The organism is Herpetosiphon geysericola (genome assembly GCF_001306135.1).
GTDB classification, from domain to species: domain Bacteria; phylum Chloroflexota; class Chloroflexia; order Chloroflexales; family Herpetosiphonaceae; genus Herpetosiphon; species Herpetosiphon geysericola.
In genome coordinates, this window is the sequence record NZ_LGKP01000040.1 from 160,654 (window position 1) to 175,577 (window position 14,924).

Here is a 14,924-nt window from a genome sequence, read left to right on the forward strand (position 1 = left end):
GGCTGCCATGCTGTATGTGAGCGTTGCTGAAGTTCAAGCCCAATTAGACGATGCACCCGCCGATCCCGACCTTATTGAACCCTACGTGGTGCGGGCCTCGGATATTGTGCGCTCGGCATTGCGGGCGTTGCTGCGTGATCCATCGTTTGAGTTTGTCCCGAATCCGGTCACCACGATGCGCGTCGTGACCGGCCTCCCATTGCCCACCTTGACGCTCGAGGCGCATGTCATTGGCAGTATTAGCCTGATCGAGCAACGACTCCATGGGGCATGGCAGCCACTGCCCGTTGCTGCATGGCTCGAAGATGCACGCGGCATGCTGCACGCGGAATCCGTGTGGGATGGCTACTGGGCCATCAGTTGGACCGATCATGCACTCTATCGCATTACCGCAATCTGGGGCTATGGCGATGTTCCGCCAGCGGTGGCCGATGTGGCGCTGCAGCTAACAATTAATCTCTATCGCTCGCGCTCGACCGGCGGCATGATCGACAGCGTTGGGGTGCAGGGGCTGGGCATGACCCGCGTGGTTGCCGGCCTGACCAAGCAACAACTGGCGATTCTGGAGAGTGTGGTTGCCCCATGGCGAGCCTAAGAACCGTCGCCATGGCCCTCCAGCGCGGCGTGCCATCGGTTTGGCGCGCCGAAGTGTTGCAACGGGTGGTGCTCACGGTCAAAAGCGCGATCGAGCAGGCGACTCCCATCAAGGATGGACATCTCAAGGCTAATACGCGCCACGAGATTCTGACCACCGGGGTCAAGGGCCGGATTTACAACCGCACGCCCTATGCCGTGTTTGTCCACGAGGGCACCAAGCCGCACGTGATTTTGCCCAAATTCACCTCGCGCGATGCCGCACGCACGATCGGGGGCGGCGCGGCGCTGCTGGCTTTTCAGATTGGCGGGCGCTGGGTGCGCACCCCCATGGTTCGCCACCCCGGCACACGGGCCAACCCGTTCATGCGGCGCGGTTTGACGGAGGCACGGCCCAGTTTGTCCTTGCTGTTGAAGCTCGCCGCTGCCGACTTAATAAGCGAGTTACGAGGTCACGCATGACGATCACCTATCAAGCCATTATTGACCAGCTGCACCAGCGCTTTGCTACCCTGCCAAGTTTAGTGCGCCTGAATGCCAGTGGCCAGAATGTCGCGTTGTTGACTGAGGAACCCAAGACGATCAGCCAGTGCCCAACGCTCTACAGTTTGCTCGAGCACGTGACCTATGCGCCAAGCACCCCCGTGACGATCAGCGATGTCGTGATTCTCTCGCGACTGGTGGTTGCTGATGCAGGCAGCGATCGCTGTGAAGCAGCCTTGATGCCCTATGTCTTTGACCTGCCTGCCACCATCAACGGTTCATCCGAAGGGCGGCGCTTGGGCAACTGGAGTGCCATGCGGCGGGGGATAGCGACCGTCGAACGGGCGGAAGCGGTATGGGTGGCGATTGGGGGTAAGCAGCTCTATCGTGCCCTCGATGTGTATACAAGGATTACTCTGCAATGACTGTGATCTATTTTACCTATGTGGCCACGCCGGATGCCGGCTTTTTGCCTGGCATTCCCTTGGCCGATTTGACTGCAACTCACTGTGTGCAGATGGCGGATTGGCAGCTGCGCAGTGTGGCCGCCGCGCCGATGTATCAGCCAACGCCTGCGGGTGTCGCCTATGTGGCAGAACGCTTGCCCGAACCGGAGCCAGAACCAGAGCCACCCGTGGAGCCAGAACCACCGGCTGAGCCACCCGTTGACCCGGAGCCACCGGCTGAGCCACCCAGCGAGCCAGAGCCACCCGTGGAGCCAAAACCACCGAGTGAACCCGAGCCAACGCCGACGGCGACGACCGTGCGTCGCAAAGGAGGTGCTGCATGACCATTGCCCAACAAATTGCCTTTGAATCATTCGCCATGGCGCGGGAAGCCACCGCTGGCACACCCGCCAGTGCGCCAACTCATTATGTCACCGCCAAAGGACAAGTCGATCCTGAAATCACGCACGACGAGCCAGAAGAATCGCGCGGCACGTTGGCCAAAATCTACCGCTCGGCGGTGGTGAATCGCCAATCCAAGTGGAAAGCCAGTGGCGGTCTCGATCTCGATCTGATGCCGTTTCTGATGCAAATGCTGCACAACGGATCGCTCACTGCGCCAACAACTCCTGCTGGGGCAACGCTCGCACGGTTGTGGGAGTCCACCCGCGTGATGACCAGTGCCAATACCAAATTTGCCACGCTCTGGTTTGGTGATCCCAATGTCCAAACGTTTCGTGCTGCCTTTGGAGGGCTGAACAATTGCAAGCTCACGAGCAATGTGGTAGGGAATGCGGCCACCAAGTTCGACCTCGATGGCTTTGCCCAATTTATGGAGGCGGTCAGCACGCCCGCCTTGCCACCGCAAACCGCTGGCGATTTGGTAATTCCGAGTGACTTGGAATGCTGGATTGACCAAGGCAGCGATGCCATTGGGACCACTCCGGCAACCTTCCGCGTGATTCAGGTCGAGCACACCTTTCAACCAGGACTCGAACCCGATAAGTCGGCCAGCGGTCCGAGTGGCAACCGCACCTGGAATCGGGTCAATGTCGGCGTGAGTTCGCCGCAAACCATCCTGACCCTCTATTTTGATGACCTGATCGATTACGACCGCTGGCGCAACGGCGTGCGTTGTAAGGTGCGCGTGCGCCATAACGGCACCTTCATCGAGACCGTGGCGGGCAATCCCAGCTATCGCTATCTCGAAGTCGATGGCTATGGCGTGCTCAAAGCCATGACCTGGGGGGCGCAGAAGAACGCCCGCACCATCAAGCTCACCCTTGACCATGCCTATGAACCAACGATTGGCAGCGATTTGCGCATGGCCTGCCAGAATACCAAAACGACCGTCTAAGCCACGGTTTCGTAGCCAAGCTGAATCTTTTTATTCCGCGAAAGGATAGCCCCATGAGCCGTTTTACCCCAACCACCACCATCGCCCTGACCGATGCTGACGACACCATCACCATGCGCACCGGTTTGACCTATGGCCAACGGGCCGACTATGCCGATGCCTTGATGCAGATCGAAGGCGAGTATGTCACCACTTATCGCCGCCAGTTGCTGATGCTCGAAGCCACGATCGAGGACTGGTCAGGCCCATCGTTTGATGCCATGCCGATCACGCGCACCAGCATTGCGGCGCTCGATCCCCGTGATCCGTTGGTGCAACGTGCGGTTGCCCATGCGGAGGCGGTGATTTACCCAAAGGCCGCACCATTAACGGGCGACACCAGCAGCACACCATCAGCCACGCCGACCAGCTCTATTGGGGATGGTACAGCCAGCTAAGTGGTGGAGGGGCCGCACGAATCGGCGATTACGATGCTGAGGTCGCCTTGACCATGCGCTTTGGCTGGACCTATGAGCAAATTCGCCAGCAACCGGCTGGCTTTATCGATGAATTAATCGCGCGTGCCAATGCGGAAAGCGACTGGCATGCCGAGGAGCAGGGCCGTGGCGGAAGAAACCCTTGATCTGATTCTCTCCCTGCGCGATGAGGCCACCAGCAAACTCGCCGCTGCTGGTGGCCAGCTTGCGTCCCTGAACGAGCAATCGACCCGCGCCGCCGCGACCGTGCAGACCTTGGCGGATAAATATCGGTTAGCGGGACAATCCCAAGACCTCGTGGCCAAGTCCGTAACCGATCTCACGGGCAAGCAGGCCAAACTCGAAAGCACCATCGAGGCAACCACCCGCGCGCTGGAGCAGGAACGATCCAAAGCGGATAGCAATGCCACCACCATTGCCACCTTAGAACGATCGTTGGAAAAGCTCCAACAGCAAGCCCGCTCCACCAGTGATGCAATCGAGCGCAAGGTCATCAGTATTGAGAAGGCCAGCGTGAGCATGCGCCAGCTGGAGCAGCGCACCCTGACCGCCGCCGATGCCATGCGCCACGAAGACTCCGCCATGAGCGAAGCGAAAGGCTCGATGGGCGGTCTCGCTGATGGACTCATGGGCGTGGCCAAGGCCTATGTGGGGGTGGAAGCCGTCCGCAAAGCGGTGCAGTGGGGCAAAGAAGGGGCGGCAATCGAAGGGGTTGAAGAAGCCTTCGAGAACCTTGCCCGCAAATCGGGCATGTCCAGTACTACCTATCTCGCCGCCCTCAAAGACGCGAGTGCGGGCACGATTAGCGAAACCAATCTGATGATTGGGGCCAATAAGGCGGTGCTGCTCGCCGGTGATCGCCTGGCGAAAGATGTGCCGCAGCTTTTGGAAATTGCCCGGGCTGCGTCGAAAGCCACCGGCGAAGATATCAACTTCATGTTCGATTCGCTGGTGACGGGCCTCGCCCGCAACAGCAAGATGATCATCGATAACCTAGGGATCACGGTCGATGTGGCCAAGGCCAATGAGACCTACGCCGCATCGATTGGGAAAACTGCCGATGCCCTGAACGATCAAGAAAAGGCGCTGGCTTTCCAACAAGCGGTCATGCAGAGCGGCCAGCAGATGATCAACGATGTTGGGGTCGATGTTGACTCCAACGCCGCCAAGATTGCCCGCGCGGAAGCCCATTTGGAGAACTTTGGCAACAAATTGAAAGTCTTGGCTGGCGATATTGTGGGCTTCTTTGCTGAGGGCATTGATGTGCTGGATCGCCTCACCAGCCAAAACTTCACGGTCGCGCAGCGGCTGCATGAGGTCGACTATCTCGCTATCCAATCGGGCAAGAGCTTTGCCACCTATGAGCAGTCGCTTAAGGATCTGGATGCCACCGAGGGCATGGTCACCGAGCGTCAGTACCATTTGGCCGAAGCCTTCCTCAAAACGGGCATGGATGCCCAAACCGCCATGGATCGGGTGCGCAGCTTAGGCGATGCGTTTGTGCGCAAAGCCGAGGCGGTGGGACTCTCCAGTACCGCGATTGCCGATCTCGCGGTGCGCGCGGATACGCTGTCAGAAAAAAGTGAGCGGGCACGCGGGGCCGTCGAAGCCACCACCTTTGCCTTCAGTGCTGGATCAATCGATGCGACGATGTACCGCGATGCGCTCGATGCCATTGAGCAGCAAGTGGTACAGGATGAACTTGAGCTGACGCGCCTCGAATCGGCGACGTTGCTGGTCGCGGACAGCACGCGCGAGGCAACCGCCAGCACCGATGAGTTTACGGCGGCGGTTGAAGCCCATACCGATAGCCTCTATGCCAAAATCGATGCCACGATCGAAGCCAGCATGGAGCAAGAAACCCTTGCCCTCTTGACCCAAAACGCGCGCTTGGCCGCTGATGATCATATTGGCGCGCTGGCTGCCGAAACTGGCAGTCTTTATGACTTGGCCGCAGCGGCCCAAACCGCCGGCGATGCGCTCGCTTATAAAGCCTTGATGGAAGGGGCGGCCCAGCTGCCGCGCAATACCACCGCCGCCCGCAACGAACTGCGCGCCGAGGGGATCGACCCCCGTGATCAGCGCCAATACAAAGATGCGGTCGTTGATCGCTCACAGGATTTGGTCAATCCGGCAGGGGCCGCAGCGCGCCAACGGGAAGCCGAACGCCAAGCGGATGACTTCAATCGCCAAAACGCTGATCGTATCCGCACGACACGCGGCACGACGCGGCGGAGCAGTGGCGGCGGTGGGAGCCGTGGGAGTGGCGGCAGCCGTAGCAGTGGCAAAACTGCCAGCGAGCGCGAAGCCGAACAGCGCATCAAACAGGCCGAGCAAACCGAAGCCAAGATTGCCAAGGCGAAGGAGGATTTTCAGGAGAAGGCCGAACGCCTCACCCGTGATCACCATGCCGCCGTGCGCAAGATTGAGGATGACTACCACCGTAAGGCACTGGCTGCCGAACAATCTTTCAATCGTCAGAAGTTTGCCGGTCAAGCCGATTTCTTGGAATCCGTTGCTGGGATGAACAAAGCCGATCGGGCAGAGGCGCTGCGCAAGCAAACCGAGGCATGGGACAAAGCCCAGGTGATGGCCCAAGCCGGGCGTGCCAAAGAAGCCGATGCCTACCTCAAAGCAGCGGAAGAAGAAATTGAAGCGGATCAGCAACGCACCGATCGCATGCGCCAGCTGCGCCAACAGTTGTCCGATGACACGGCGGAATTGACCGCTGCCGATCGTGCCGATCTGGAAGAACAACTGCGGCTCTTGGATAAAGCCGACCAAATCAAAGATGACCTTGCCGCCAAACGCCTGAGCGACTTGGAAACGGCCAATGATAGCCTGAAAGCCGAGCGCGATGAAGCCTTGGCCAGTGAGAACGCCGACTATACCGAAGCCCAGGCCAAGCTGCGTGATGACTTTGCCGACACCATGCGCGGGATTGTCGACAAACAAACCGAGCAGTTGCACGCCCATCAAACGTGGGCCGATGCCACGATCGCCTTGTATGGCTTGGTGGCTTCAGCGGCAAGCAACGCCGCGAACGCCGCTAGTCGTGTCCCAAGTGGCACGTCTGCACCTGGTGATGACGCAATCTACACCACGCAGGATAAAGTCGAAGCCAGTTACGCCCTTGGCACCGGTGATCGGGGCTTGGCGCGCGATATGATCGTCCAAGCCCACGCCCGCGAAATTATTGTTGACCCAACCCGCTCCGATGTGATTCGCAAAGCCGGCGGGATTGATTATCTGATCAAATTGGGTGAAACCGAACGAGTCAATCGGTCGCGCCCCGATCGGCTGCCCACCGTCACGCCCGCGCCGCTGGTGCAACCAGCTCCACGTGACTATCCCCCAACAGCGGCTGCAGCTGGGCCAACCAGCGTGGCCATTCAGGCAGGCGGGTTGACCCTTGCCCAAGTCGAAGCACTTATGCGCCGGATTCTGGCCCAAAACAATCAAGGCATGGGGCAACAGAGCCAGGTCCGGCAACGTCTCGCCAGCCCCCGAAAGTGAGGATCGCATGCCAACTACCCAACGTACCTGTTCGTTGATTGCCGGAACTGATACCTTTACGATTGGCGACCCCAGCACGGGAGCCGATGCCACCTTTGTCTTGGGCGGCGGGGCCATTCCCAGCACCCACGATGATCGCCCGGTCGAAACCCAATGGCTGATTAATATTGTGGGGAGCACGGCAGCGGATGCCATGAGTCGGCTGCAAAAACTGGGGCGGATTCTGACCGCTGCCACCTACTACCGCACCGCCCCTGAGCTGTATGAAACGCTGCGGCCACGGGTGCTGTTTCAGCCCTTCGGCAGTAATCGCAGCACGCCGCTTGTGCGTAGCCTGCTTGATGCCGCAGTGCCTGATGTGCCCGCTGGCATGATTGATACCGATTTACAAGCCATTCCCCCAGGCATTAATGGCGTGGCCATCAGCTTCCAGTCGGGCGGCTGGTGGTTGCCCAGTGAATTGAATGACTACGATCGGGTGACTTCGAGCAGTGTGGCCAATGGCAATGTGATGACGCTGAACTTTGGCGCAACCATCCATGCCATTCCCTCGCCAGCCCGGGTTGTCGTTGCGGGCAATTTTCCACCCACTAGCAGTGGCTTTCTGAACATGCCGCTCTCGGCGTTGCTAATCAGCAAACAAGGTGGGGTTCAGATTGTCGCTGGCAATAGCTGGAGCAACGATGCGACGTGGATCAACAACAACCAGTCTGCCCAAAAAGCGCGTGATACAAACGTCTTGCGCGGGACGCTGAGTACCGGCATAACCAGCATCACCCCACAGCACAGCGGCAGCTTCACCGTCAGTGGGCGACAAACCGTGGTCACCAAGATTGCCGTGCGCACGGCGGGGGTGAGCGTGCGGATTGCGGCAGTCTTGGAGAATCTCGAGAATGGCCAAAGTCTCGTCTCGCCAGAAGAAGTGGTGAGTGGCGGCACGACCACCAATCCTCAGATCGTCATCTTTCGCGAGATTGCGATTAATAGTGTCAGCACGCGCTTGCGCTATCGGGTCACCGCCAGCGCTGCGGCGATCATGGATATTGAAACCAGCTACCTCGTCGATACCACGCGCACCGAGTATGGGGTGCGCATCCTTGAACCGTTTACCATTAATAGCAGCCCCACCGGCTTTGTGCTCGACTTCCAACCCACCTACCGCCCACGGGTTGCCATCACGGGCAAGTTTGTCGGCGCGCGGGGTCGCTTACCGGTGCAGGTGCCGGCCCAAACCGTTGCCGGAGCGGATGCCAATCTCGATGCCGTCTATGTCGGCACCTATAGCACCAACTGGCGGGTCGTCGACGCGGCCAGCGCAGTGACCAATTATGTCCTGACCCTTGACCGCTATCGGGCCTACCGGATTCCAGAGTAAGCGAGGCACCCATGCTTGATCCCCAATTCCAGATTCTGATTCAGGATCTGACGAGTAATCAAATCCTTGATATTTCCGATCGAGTGATCGCCGCCACGTGGCGCTATACCGAGCAAGGGTGTGGTGATTTGAATGTCACCATGCCCTGCACCATTGCCGAAGCCTATTGGTTCAAAACCGTGCCGTTTATCTATGTGAAAGTGTTCAACCGCTGCTCAAAGCGCATCTGGTGGGGCCGCGCGGCGGGCGATGATGTGGCGATTACCCGCACGGCGGATCGGGCCGTGTCAATCCAAATCGTGGCCTTGGGCTTAGTCAAAGCGCTCGAAGATATGCCGCATACCGGCTGGTGGAGCAGCACCCGCTATGGCGATTGGCAGGAAGTGACGACGGATCTGATTCCAAGCCGAACGCCCGAGCGCTATAGCATGGAAACCGAACGCCGCTTGCGGATTGCGCCATCGGGCGGCAATGGTTTTACCAGCAGTAGCATTGGCATGCTCTCGATTGCCCAGCCCGCTGCGGCGACTGTCCAATGGCAAACCATTGAGGCAGCCTACACCCTCAAAGCCCCGGCAGGTTGGCGTGCCAGCTTGAGCCGCTATGATGGCATCACCTTTTTGTCGTCGCTCTGGACGCTCGATGGGATTGGCACTGGCTCGACCGGTATGACCACCCAAAGCGGCACGCTGAGCTTCCTGAGCGGGGTCGGCTGCTCGCGATTAGGCTTCAATCTGTTCTGTACCCGTGCGGCCACCACGCTGCATACCGCCGCAATCACCGCTGGCACGCGGGTGGTCACGCCAGGAACGATGGCAGGAATTACCGTCAATGCCAAGCTGGCCATTGGCGGCGCGGAGCCAGAAGAAGTCGTCGTGACGGCCACGACCGCGACGACCTTTACCGCCGTGTTTCGCAATCCCCACCTGGGGAGCGATCTCGTTGAACCCATCTGGGATGGCAATGATGGCGATATTGAATTGATCATCACCAACTTGCGCGTGAAAGCGGTAACTCTGTCAACGGTCACGCTCGACCAAGTGGCGAAGTATGCGTTGGGCGACGTGCTGGCGGTGAATCCTTGGGCCATCGTCAATAGCGATGGCAAGGTGCAAAGTCCGCTCGTCGATCTTGCCAATCTGCTCGCCGAAGATCAGCCGTGGGCCACCATCTTGAGTGAGCAGGTGCAGCTGGGCGATACCGCCAACCGACCATGGGTGTGGGGGGTCGATGAGGACGGGGTGCTGTTCGTGCGGCCCCGTCAGTCCGGGCGGGTGTGGTATCTCAGCACTGAACAATGTAGCTATACCCAAGGCGGGAACAGCGATGGGCGCTGGACGAGTGGCTATGGGGTCTATGAAGATGAGCAAGGCCTACGCCAGCGCACACCCATCCAAACCGATGCCCAAGCCTTGGCGAATAGCGGCCTGGTGCGGCGCACGGCACTCGTAGTTGATAGTGGCACGCTTGCGGTGGCGACGCAGCGGACGAGCGTGTTTCTGGGTGATGCGGCCAAGGGTGAAGCCGCTGCGGGCGTGACCTGTGCCGTGCTCGAAACCGTGGATGGCATGGTCTATCCAGCTACTGAGGCCCGACCTGGCGACATGCTACTCTTTCGTGATGTGCTGCCGACCAGCAGCGCCGTGGCCAATCGCCTGAATGGCTTTGTATTGGCCGAAGTCCAGGTCGATGGATTCAATCTGGCGGCAGTGCAGCTCGTGCCGGAGGAGCCGCTGCCGCTACTGGAGATGGTGGTGGCGAAAGCTAAGCTATAAGTCCGGCAAGAGAACCGCTTCATTAATGAGGCGGTTCTCTTGTGTTCAAGATAAATGTCTATAGTCATGTGAGGGGATTCTTGCTATACTCATATGGTGCAGGTGATAAATAAGAGAATAAGACTACCTCGAGCTAAGTTTTGTCTTAATAATTCAGCCCAGTAACTATACCAATGTAAATCTAAATTACCTGTTGAATAATCACGACATGAACGAATCCGAGATAGCTCGGAATGAATTTTCAAGCTGAGTAGTGAGCAAACAGTAGCATTTCATATAAGCAAATAGATATCACTGATATACGAGTAAATCACGCTTGTAGTCATAGCTGTTTAGGCGATCAACTTGGAATTTATCCCTCTCTTGAAGTATTAGGAATCACTGGATGATCACGTCGGCTTCTGGTTAGTAAGAGGAGGGCCATCGACAAAACTGCACATCCATCAATTCATGGTGTCTATGCCCACCTTCTCCCTAACTACCGACCATAAAATTACTAGACAGAGCCTATTATTAGAAGCTATTTGGTTGTGAGGATCTTATATGTCAATTTCAACATTTTTAAAGAAGGTCGAAGAATTACTCCAGACTGGCGTTGCCACAGAACATAGCTATCGATCAGCACTAGAGGCACTTTTTCTTTCGATGAATCATGACATCACAGTTATTAATGAAGCAAAACGCGTATCTCAGGGATCACCTGATCTTATAATCATGAGACAGAATATCTTGATTGGTCATATAGAGGCGAAGGATGTTGGAAGAAATTTACATAGATTCATAAAAGATAGCGAGCGCTTATCGCCTAAAACATCAGAAGGATTACAACTTAATAGATATCGTAATGGATTTTCAAATTTACTTTATACAGATGGACTTTCATGGTATTGGTTTATTGATGGAAACTTACAAAATGATGAACCTATTACTATAGGAAAATGGGACGATAAGCAAAAGAAAATTACTATATTCTCAGATAAATTCACGCAACTTGAAGCTATTATAAAACATTTTCTGGAAAATACTATAGTTATTTCAAGTCCTAAGCATTTAGCACATCGACTTGCATCAATTACTCATTGGCTAAAAGATATTATTGAAAAAGAGGTTAAATTACAAAATTCTCAAGGAGATTTACGTCAACAATTAGAAGCATTTAAAAAAACACTTTTACCAAAACTAGAGCCAGAAGAATTTGCTGATATGTATGCTCAAACCATAGCATATGGCCTTTTTGCAGCACGTGCTGCCCAGCCTGAAAATAATTCATTTACACGATTCTATGCAGCACAATCAATACCAAAAACAAATCCTTTTTTACGTTCTTTATTTCAACAAATAGCTGGATACGATCTAGATGAATCAATTGCATGGTTAGTAGATGAGTGTGCTTCATTACTTGCACAAACCAATATGATCGAAGTAATGCATGATTTTGGAAAATCAACACGTCAAGAAGACCCAGTAATCCATTTCTATGAAACATTTCTACAATCATATGATCCTGCCTTAAAAGAAAAACGAGGAGTTTACTATACACCTGAACCAGTTGTTAATTTCATTGTTCGGTCAGTTAATTCAATACTCCAAACAGATTTTAATCGTACTATGGGTTTAGCAGATGATAATACAATAATTCTTGATCCTGCCACAGGTACTGCTACTTTTCTGTATAGTGCTATTCAACACATCTATCAAGAATTAGTATCTCATGGGTTGCAAGGATCATGGAATAGATATATTAGTGAAAATCTGTTTCCTAGAATCTTTGGATTTGAACTATTGATGGCTCCTTACACCATTGCACATTTAAAGTTAGGTATTTTACTTAAAGATTTAGGATACGATTTTGAAACATCTAATAGATTAGGAGTTTATCTTACAAATACCCTTGCCGATGCACCAGATTTACAATCATCATTTGCATTTGCTAATAAGATTGCAGAAGAGGGAGAGTCTGCCAATGAAGTAAAACATATGAAAAATGTTATGGTCATTTTAGGAAATCCACCTTATTCTGGACATTCGAGTAATAAGGGGGTATGGATCAATAATCTTCTTCACGGAAAACTTGCTGATGGAACATTAACGGAAAATTATTATCAATTTGAAGGAAAACGTCTCGCTGAACGAAATTCTAAGTGGCTTCAAGATGATTATGTTAAGTTTATTCGTTTTGGTGAATGGCGAATAAGCAAAACTGGAGAGGGTATACTTGCATACATCTGTAACAATTCCTTTCTGGATAATCGAACATTTCGTGGTATGAGAGAAAGTTTACTCAATGATTTTGATAAAATATATATTCTTAATCTACATGGTAACAGTAAAAAACGTGAAAAAACACCAGAAAGAAAAGTTGATGAAAATGTCTTTGACATACAACAAGGCGTTGCAATAAGTATTTTTATAAAGAAAAGAAGTTCTAGTAAGAATCGTGCAACCGTATACTATGCTGATGTTTGGGGTAAAAGTGAAGAAAAATACAATTTTCTTGATGAAACAAATTTTGATGATATCAATTGGATAGAAATAGATATGGATAAAAATAAAAAATCATATTGGTTTATACCAAGAAACTTTAATAATCAAAAAGAATATAATTTAATGACTTCCATATTAGAAATAATGAAAAACAGTGTTGTTGGTTTTCAGACTCATAGGGATAAATTAGCAATATCATTTAGTCAATCAGAAATGAAAGAGCGAATGAAAAGATTAATGGATGTTTCCATTAATGATAGTATCTTATTTGATGAGTTTAAATTAAGTAAAAAAAGTCCATGGAGTTTATCAGATGCAAGAATGAGAATAATAGAAAATTATGATGAAGGTGATATCATTCCTTGTTTATATAGACCATTTGATATAAGGTTTATATATTTCAATGATTATATTGTTGATCGCCCAAGAACAGAATTAAAAAAACATGTTAAAGATAAAGAAAATTTATGCTTGTTAGTAGCAAATCAAATGCAAGACGATATGGCTTATACTCATTTTTTTGTTTCAGAATTGGTTACCATAGATCGAACCTTCAGATGTTCGCGTGGTGCGGCAATAGTACTACCCCTTTATAACTATGAAAATCCCAGTAAGCCAAATGAAGTCTCAATGTTTGACAAAACTCGAAAATCTTCTTTCAAGCTTGATTACATAAATATCGTATGTCAGAAACTGAGATTAACATGGATTGATGATGGAAAAGGTGATCAAGATGCAACCCTTGGACCAGAAGATCTATTCCACTATATTTATGCCATATTCCATAGTGCAATATACCGTGATCGTTATATCGAATTTCTGGAGACTGATTACCCTCATATTCCACTAACAACTAATAAAACTTTATTTTTTTCTCTAATTCAGTTAGGTTCTGAATTGGTAGATTATCATCTTTTGAGACTTCCTGGTTCAGGAGGTGTTGGTGGAAATGGTGGATCAAAAAAACTAGCTCGTCCAAAAAGCGAAGGATTAAGCTTTCCTATTGATGGGAATAATGAGGTTGATGTTATTAGATATAATGCATCGAATGATGAAGAATTAGGCGAGGTATGGATTAATTCAAATCAAAAATTTATTGGAATCGATCAGGAAACATGGGATATGGAAATAGCAGGATATCATCCATTAGAGAACTGGCTTAAAGAACGAGAAAATCGTACTTTATCAATGAATGATATAGTCCATTTTATGCGAATGGTGATTTCCTTAAAAGAAACACGTCGTATTATAGATGAAATAGACGCAGCAATACCCAATTGGCCAATCGAATAACATCTCTATTGAAAGGTAATATACTGCGCAAGCAAGGAAATAATATACATTAGTTATCTTCTACACCACAAGCGCATCCCACAATCTAACCTATTGTGGTGTAGAGGATAATATTTGGCTTAATCAAATTAGCGAATTCAAAGTTGACTATTTTATACATTTAATATCTTGCTTATGCCAAAACCTTTTCAAACCATCCTCCCCGGAAAAAACGATGCGGCTGCTGAATTCGTTGGCCTTGCTTCGTATACTGCGTTGTCCAGATCGGCGCAAGCACGCCCGATTCGCGCACGTCGTCGATGGTCGCAATGAGGAGTTGACTGCCGGGCCAGCCGATTTCCCATGCATCGAGCACAGCGCGTTTCCGCCGTTCGTTCGGCACCGTAAAAGCAATCAATGGCCAGCTATAGCGCCCTTCCCAATAGCGTGATCGATATAATTCACGATACGAGTTGGCTTTGCCAGTAATGATACTCAGTTCCTCGGTGCCCCGATCGATTTCAATGGCATAGAGTTGATCGATCTGTCCTGGCTGTTGGCCAAGACCGAGCCATGGATACAACGATGACCGCTCACAATCGGGCAGTGTCGCATCAGCCCAGCGCCGCACCACGATAATGCCGTCGGCGCGTGGCCGCGCGGTTGGACCCAAATCCATCTCAATATAACTACTCATCCCCACAATTCCAGGAACATACGGTAGCGATTGAATCAAGCTGGTGATGACCTCGGCATATTCAATCTGGTGCTCAGCTTGATGTTGGGGATTGAACATCGTTGGAGCCAATCGTTCGCTCCCTTCTTCCAACAACGGAAAGGCCTGCTTGACGATTTCCCAGCCAAGCGGGGTGAGGCTATACAACCGGCCATGGCGCGTCCAGCCAATTGCACCACGCGGATCATAGCCATGCGATTGAAAGTGCTCACAGTAGGTCAGCAGCTTGGCATCAACCAGTTTGGCCAACGTGCGATTGACCGTTTGAATCGTCACGGTAAACGGATGGCCCCAGGCCGTGCGGAGGTGGCGCGAGAGCAATCGCCCGAGCCGAGCAATGAGTACAAGCACGTGCATCTCGATGGGATTCAAGCCAACGGGTGTATGGATAGTCATTCAATCACTCCTCA

12 protein-coding genes are annotated in these 14,924 nt (G+C 52.2%); 11 read left to right on the top strand and 1 reads right to left on the bottom strand.

What is annotated here, in order from left to right; genetic code table 11:
• Positions 1-7: 7 nt before the first annotated feature.
• The 11 genes from SE18_RS24740 to SE18_RS24785 all read left to right on the top strand — a co-directional run bounded on the left by SE18_RS24740 (position 8) and on the right by SE18_RS24785 (position 13,799).
• Complete coding sequence (locus SE18_RS24740) at positions 8-595, top strand: hypothetical protein (protein ID WP_054537162.1); 588 nt, start codon at positions 8-10, stop codon at positions 593-595.
• A gap of 11 nt (positions 596-606) precedes the next feature.
• Complete coding sequence (locus tag SE18_RS24745; protein WP_054537163.1) at positions 607-1,056, top strand: hypothetical protein; 450 nt, start codon at positions 607-609, stop codon at positions 1,054-1,056.
• Positions 1,053-1,502, top strand: coding sequence for a hypothetical protein (locus SE18_RS24750; RefSeq protein ID WP_054537164.1), 450 nt, complete (start codon positions 1,053-1,055; stop codon positions 1,500-1,502). The genes SE18_RS24745 and SE18_RS24750 overlap by 4 nt, the downstream gene beginning before the upstream one ends.
• Positions 1,499-1,867, top strand: a complete 369-nt coding sequence (locus SE18_RS27640; protein ID WP_054537165.1) for a hypothetical protein — start codon at positions 1,499-1,501, stop codon at positions 1,865-1,867. The genes SE18_RS24750 and SE18_RS27640 overlap by 4 nt, the downstream gene beginning before the upstream one ends.
• A complete protein-coding gene (locus tag SE18_RS24760; RefSeq protein ID WP_054537166.1) occupies positions 1,864-2,880 on the top strand; it encodes a hypothetical protein in 1,017 nt (338 codons plus the stop codon). The genes SE18_RS27640 and SE18_RS24760 overlap by 4 nt, the downstream gene beginning before the upstream one ends.
• 53 nt (positions 2,881-2,933) lie before the next feature.
• Complete coding sequence (locus SE18_RS24765) at positions 2,934-3,317, top strand: hypothetical protein (RefSeq protein ID WP_054537167.1); 384 nt, start codon at positions 2,934-2,936, stop codon at positions 3,315-3,317.
• Positions 3,318-3,370: 53 nt separating this feature from the next.
• Complete coding sequence (locus tag SE18_RS28215) at positions 3,371-3,502, top strand: hypothetical protein (protein ID WP_269083567.1); 132 nt, start codon at positions 3,371-3,373, stop codon at positions 3,500-3,502.
• Positions 3,483-6,872, top strand: a complete 3,390-nt coding sequence (locus SE18_RS24770) for a coiled-coil domain-containing protein (protein ID WP_054537168.1) — start codon at positions 3,483-3,485, stop codon at positions 6,870-6,872. Before SE18_RS28215 ends, SE18_RS24770 begins: the two co-directional genes overlap by 20 nt.
• 7 nt (positions 6,873-6,879) lie before the next feature.
• Positions 6,880-8,247, top strand: a complete 1,368-nt coding sequence (locus tag SE18_RS24775; RefSeq protein ID WP_054537169.1) for a hypothetical protein — start codon at positions 6,880-6,882, stop codon at positions 8,245-8,247.
• Positions 8,248-8,258: 11 nt separating this feature from the next.
• Positions 8,259-10,022, top strand: a complete 1,764-nt coding sequence (locus SE18_RS24780; protein ID WP_054537170.1) for a hypothetical protein — start codon at positions 8,259-8,261, stop codon at positions 10,020-10,022.
• Positions 10,023-10,565: 543 nt separating this feature from the next.
• A complete protein-coding gene (locus tag SE18_RS24785; RefSeq protein WP_054537171.1) occupies positions 10,566-13,799 on the top strand; it encodes a type ISP restriction/modification enzyme in 3,234 nt (1,077 codons plus the stop codon).
• Between the two features lie 172 nt (positions 13,800-13,971).
• Here SE18_RS24785 and SE18_RS24790 read toward each other — a convergent pair whose 3' ends face one another.
• Positions 13,972-14,910 carry a replication-relaxation family protein gene (locus SE18_RS24790; RefSeq protein WP_054537172.1) on the bottom strand — a complete coding sequence of 313 codons (939 nt, stop codon included), beginning with the start codon at positions 14,908-14,910 and terminating at the stop codon, positions 13,972-13,974.
• Positions 14,911-14,924 lie beyond the last annotated feature (14 nt).

Coding starts and splice junctions, on each gene's coding strand:
- SE18_RS24740 (WP_054537162.1), top strand. CDS start 8: ATGCTGTATGTGAGCGTTGCTGAAGTTCAAGCCCAATTAGACGATGCA.
- SE18_RS24785 (WP_054537171.1), top strand. CDS start 10,566: ATGTCAATTTCAACATTTTTAAAGAAGGTCGAAGAATTACTCCAGACT.
- SE18_RS24765 (WP_054537167.1), top strand. CDS start 2,934: ATGAGCCGTTTTACCCCAACCACCACCATCGCCCTGACCGATGCTGAC.
- SE18_RS24790 (WP_054537172.1), bottom strand. CDS start 14,910: ATGACTATCCATACACCCGTTGGCTTGAATCCCATCGAGATGCACGTG.
- SE18_RS27640 (WP_054537165.1), top strand. CDS start 1,499: ATGACTGTGATCTATTTTACCTATGTGGCCACGCCGGATGCCGGCTTT.
- SE18_RS24745 (WP_054537163.1), top strand. CDS start 607: ATGGCCCTCCAGCGCGGCGTGCCATCGGTTTGGCGCGCCGAAGTGTTG.
- SE18_RS24780 (WP_054537170.1), top strand. CDS start 8,259: ATGCTTGATCCCCAATTCCAGATTCTGATTCAGGATCTGACGAGTAAT.
- SE18_RS24750 (WP_054537164.1), top strand. CDS start 1,053: ATGACGATCACCTATCAAGCCATTATTGACCAGCTGCACCAGCGCTTT.
- SE18_RS28215 (WP_269083567.1), top strand. CDS start 3,371: ATGCGCTTTGGCTGGACCTATGAGCAAATTCGCCAGCAACCGGCTGGC.
- SE18_RS24775 (WP_054537169.1), top strand. CDS start 6,880: ATGCCAACTACCCAACGTACCTGTTCGTTGATTGCCGGAACTGATACC.
- SE18_RS24760 (WP_054537166.1), top strand. CDS start 1,864: ATGACCATTGCCCAACAAATTGCCTTTGAATCATTCGCCATGGCGCGG.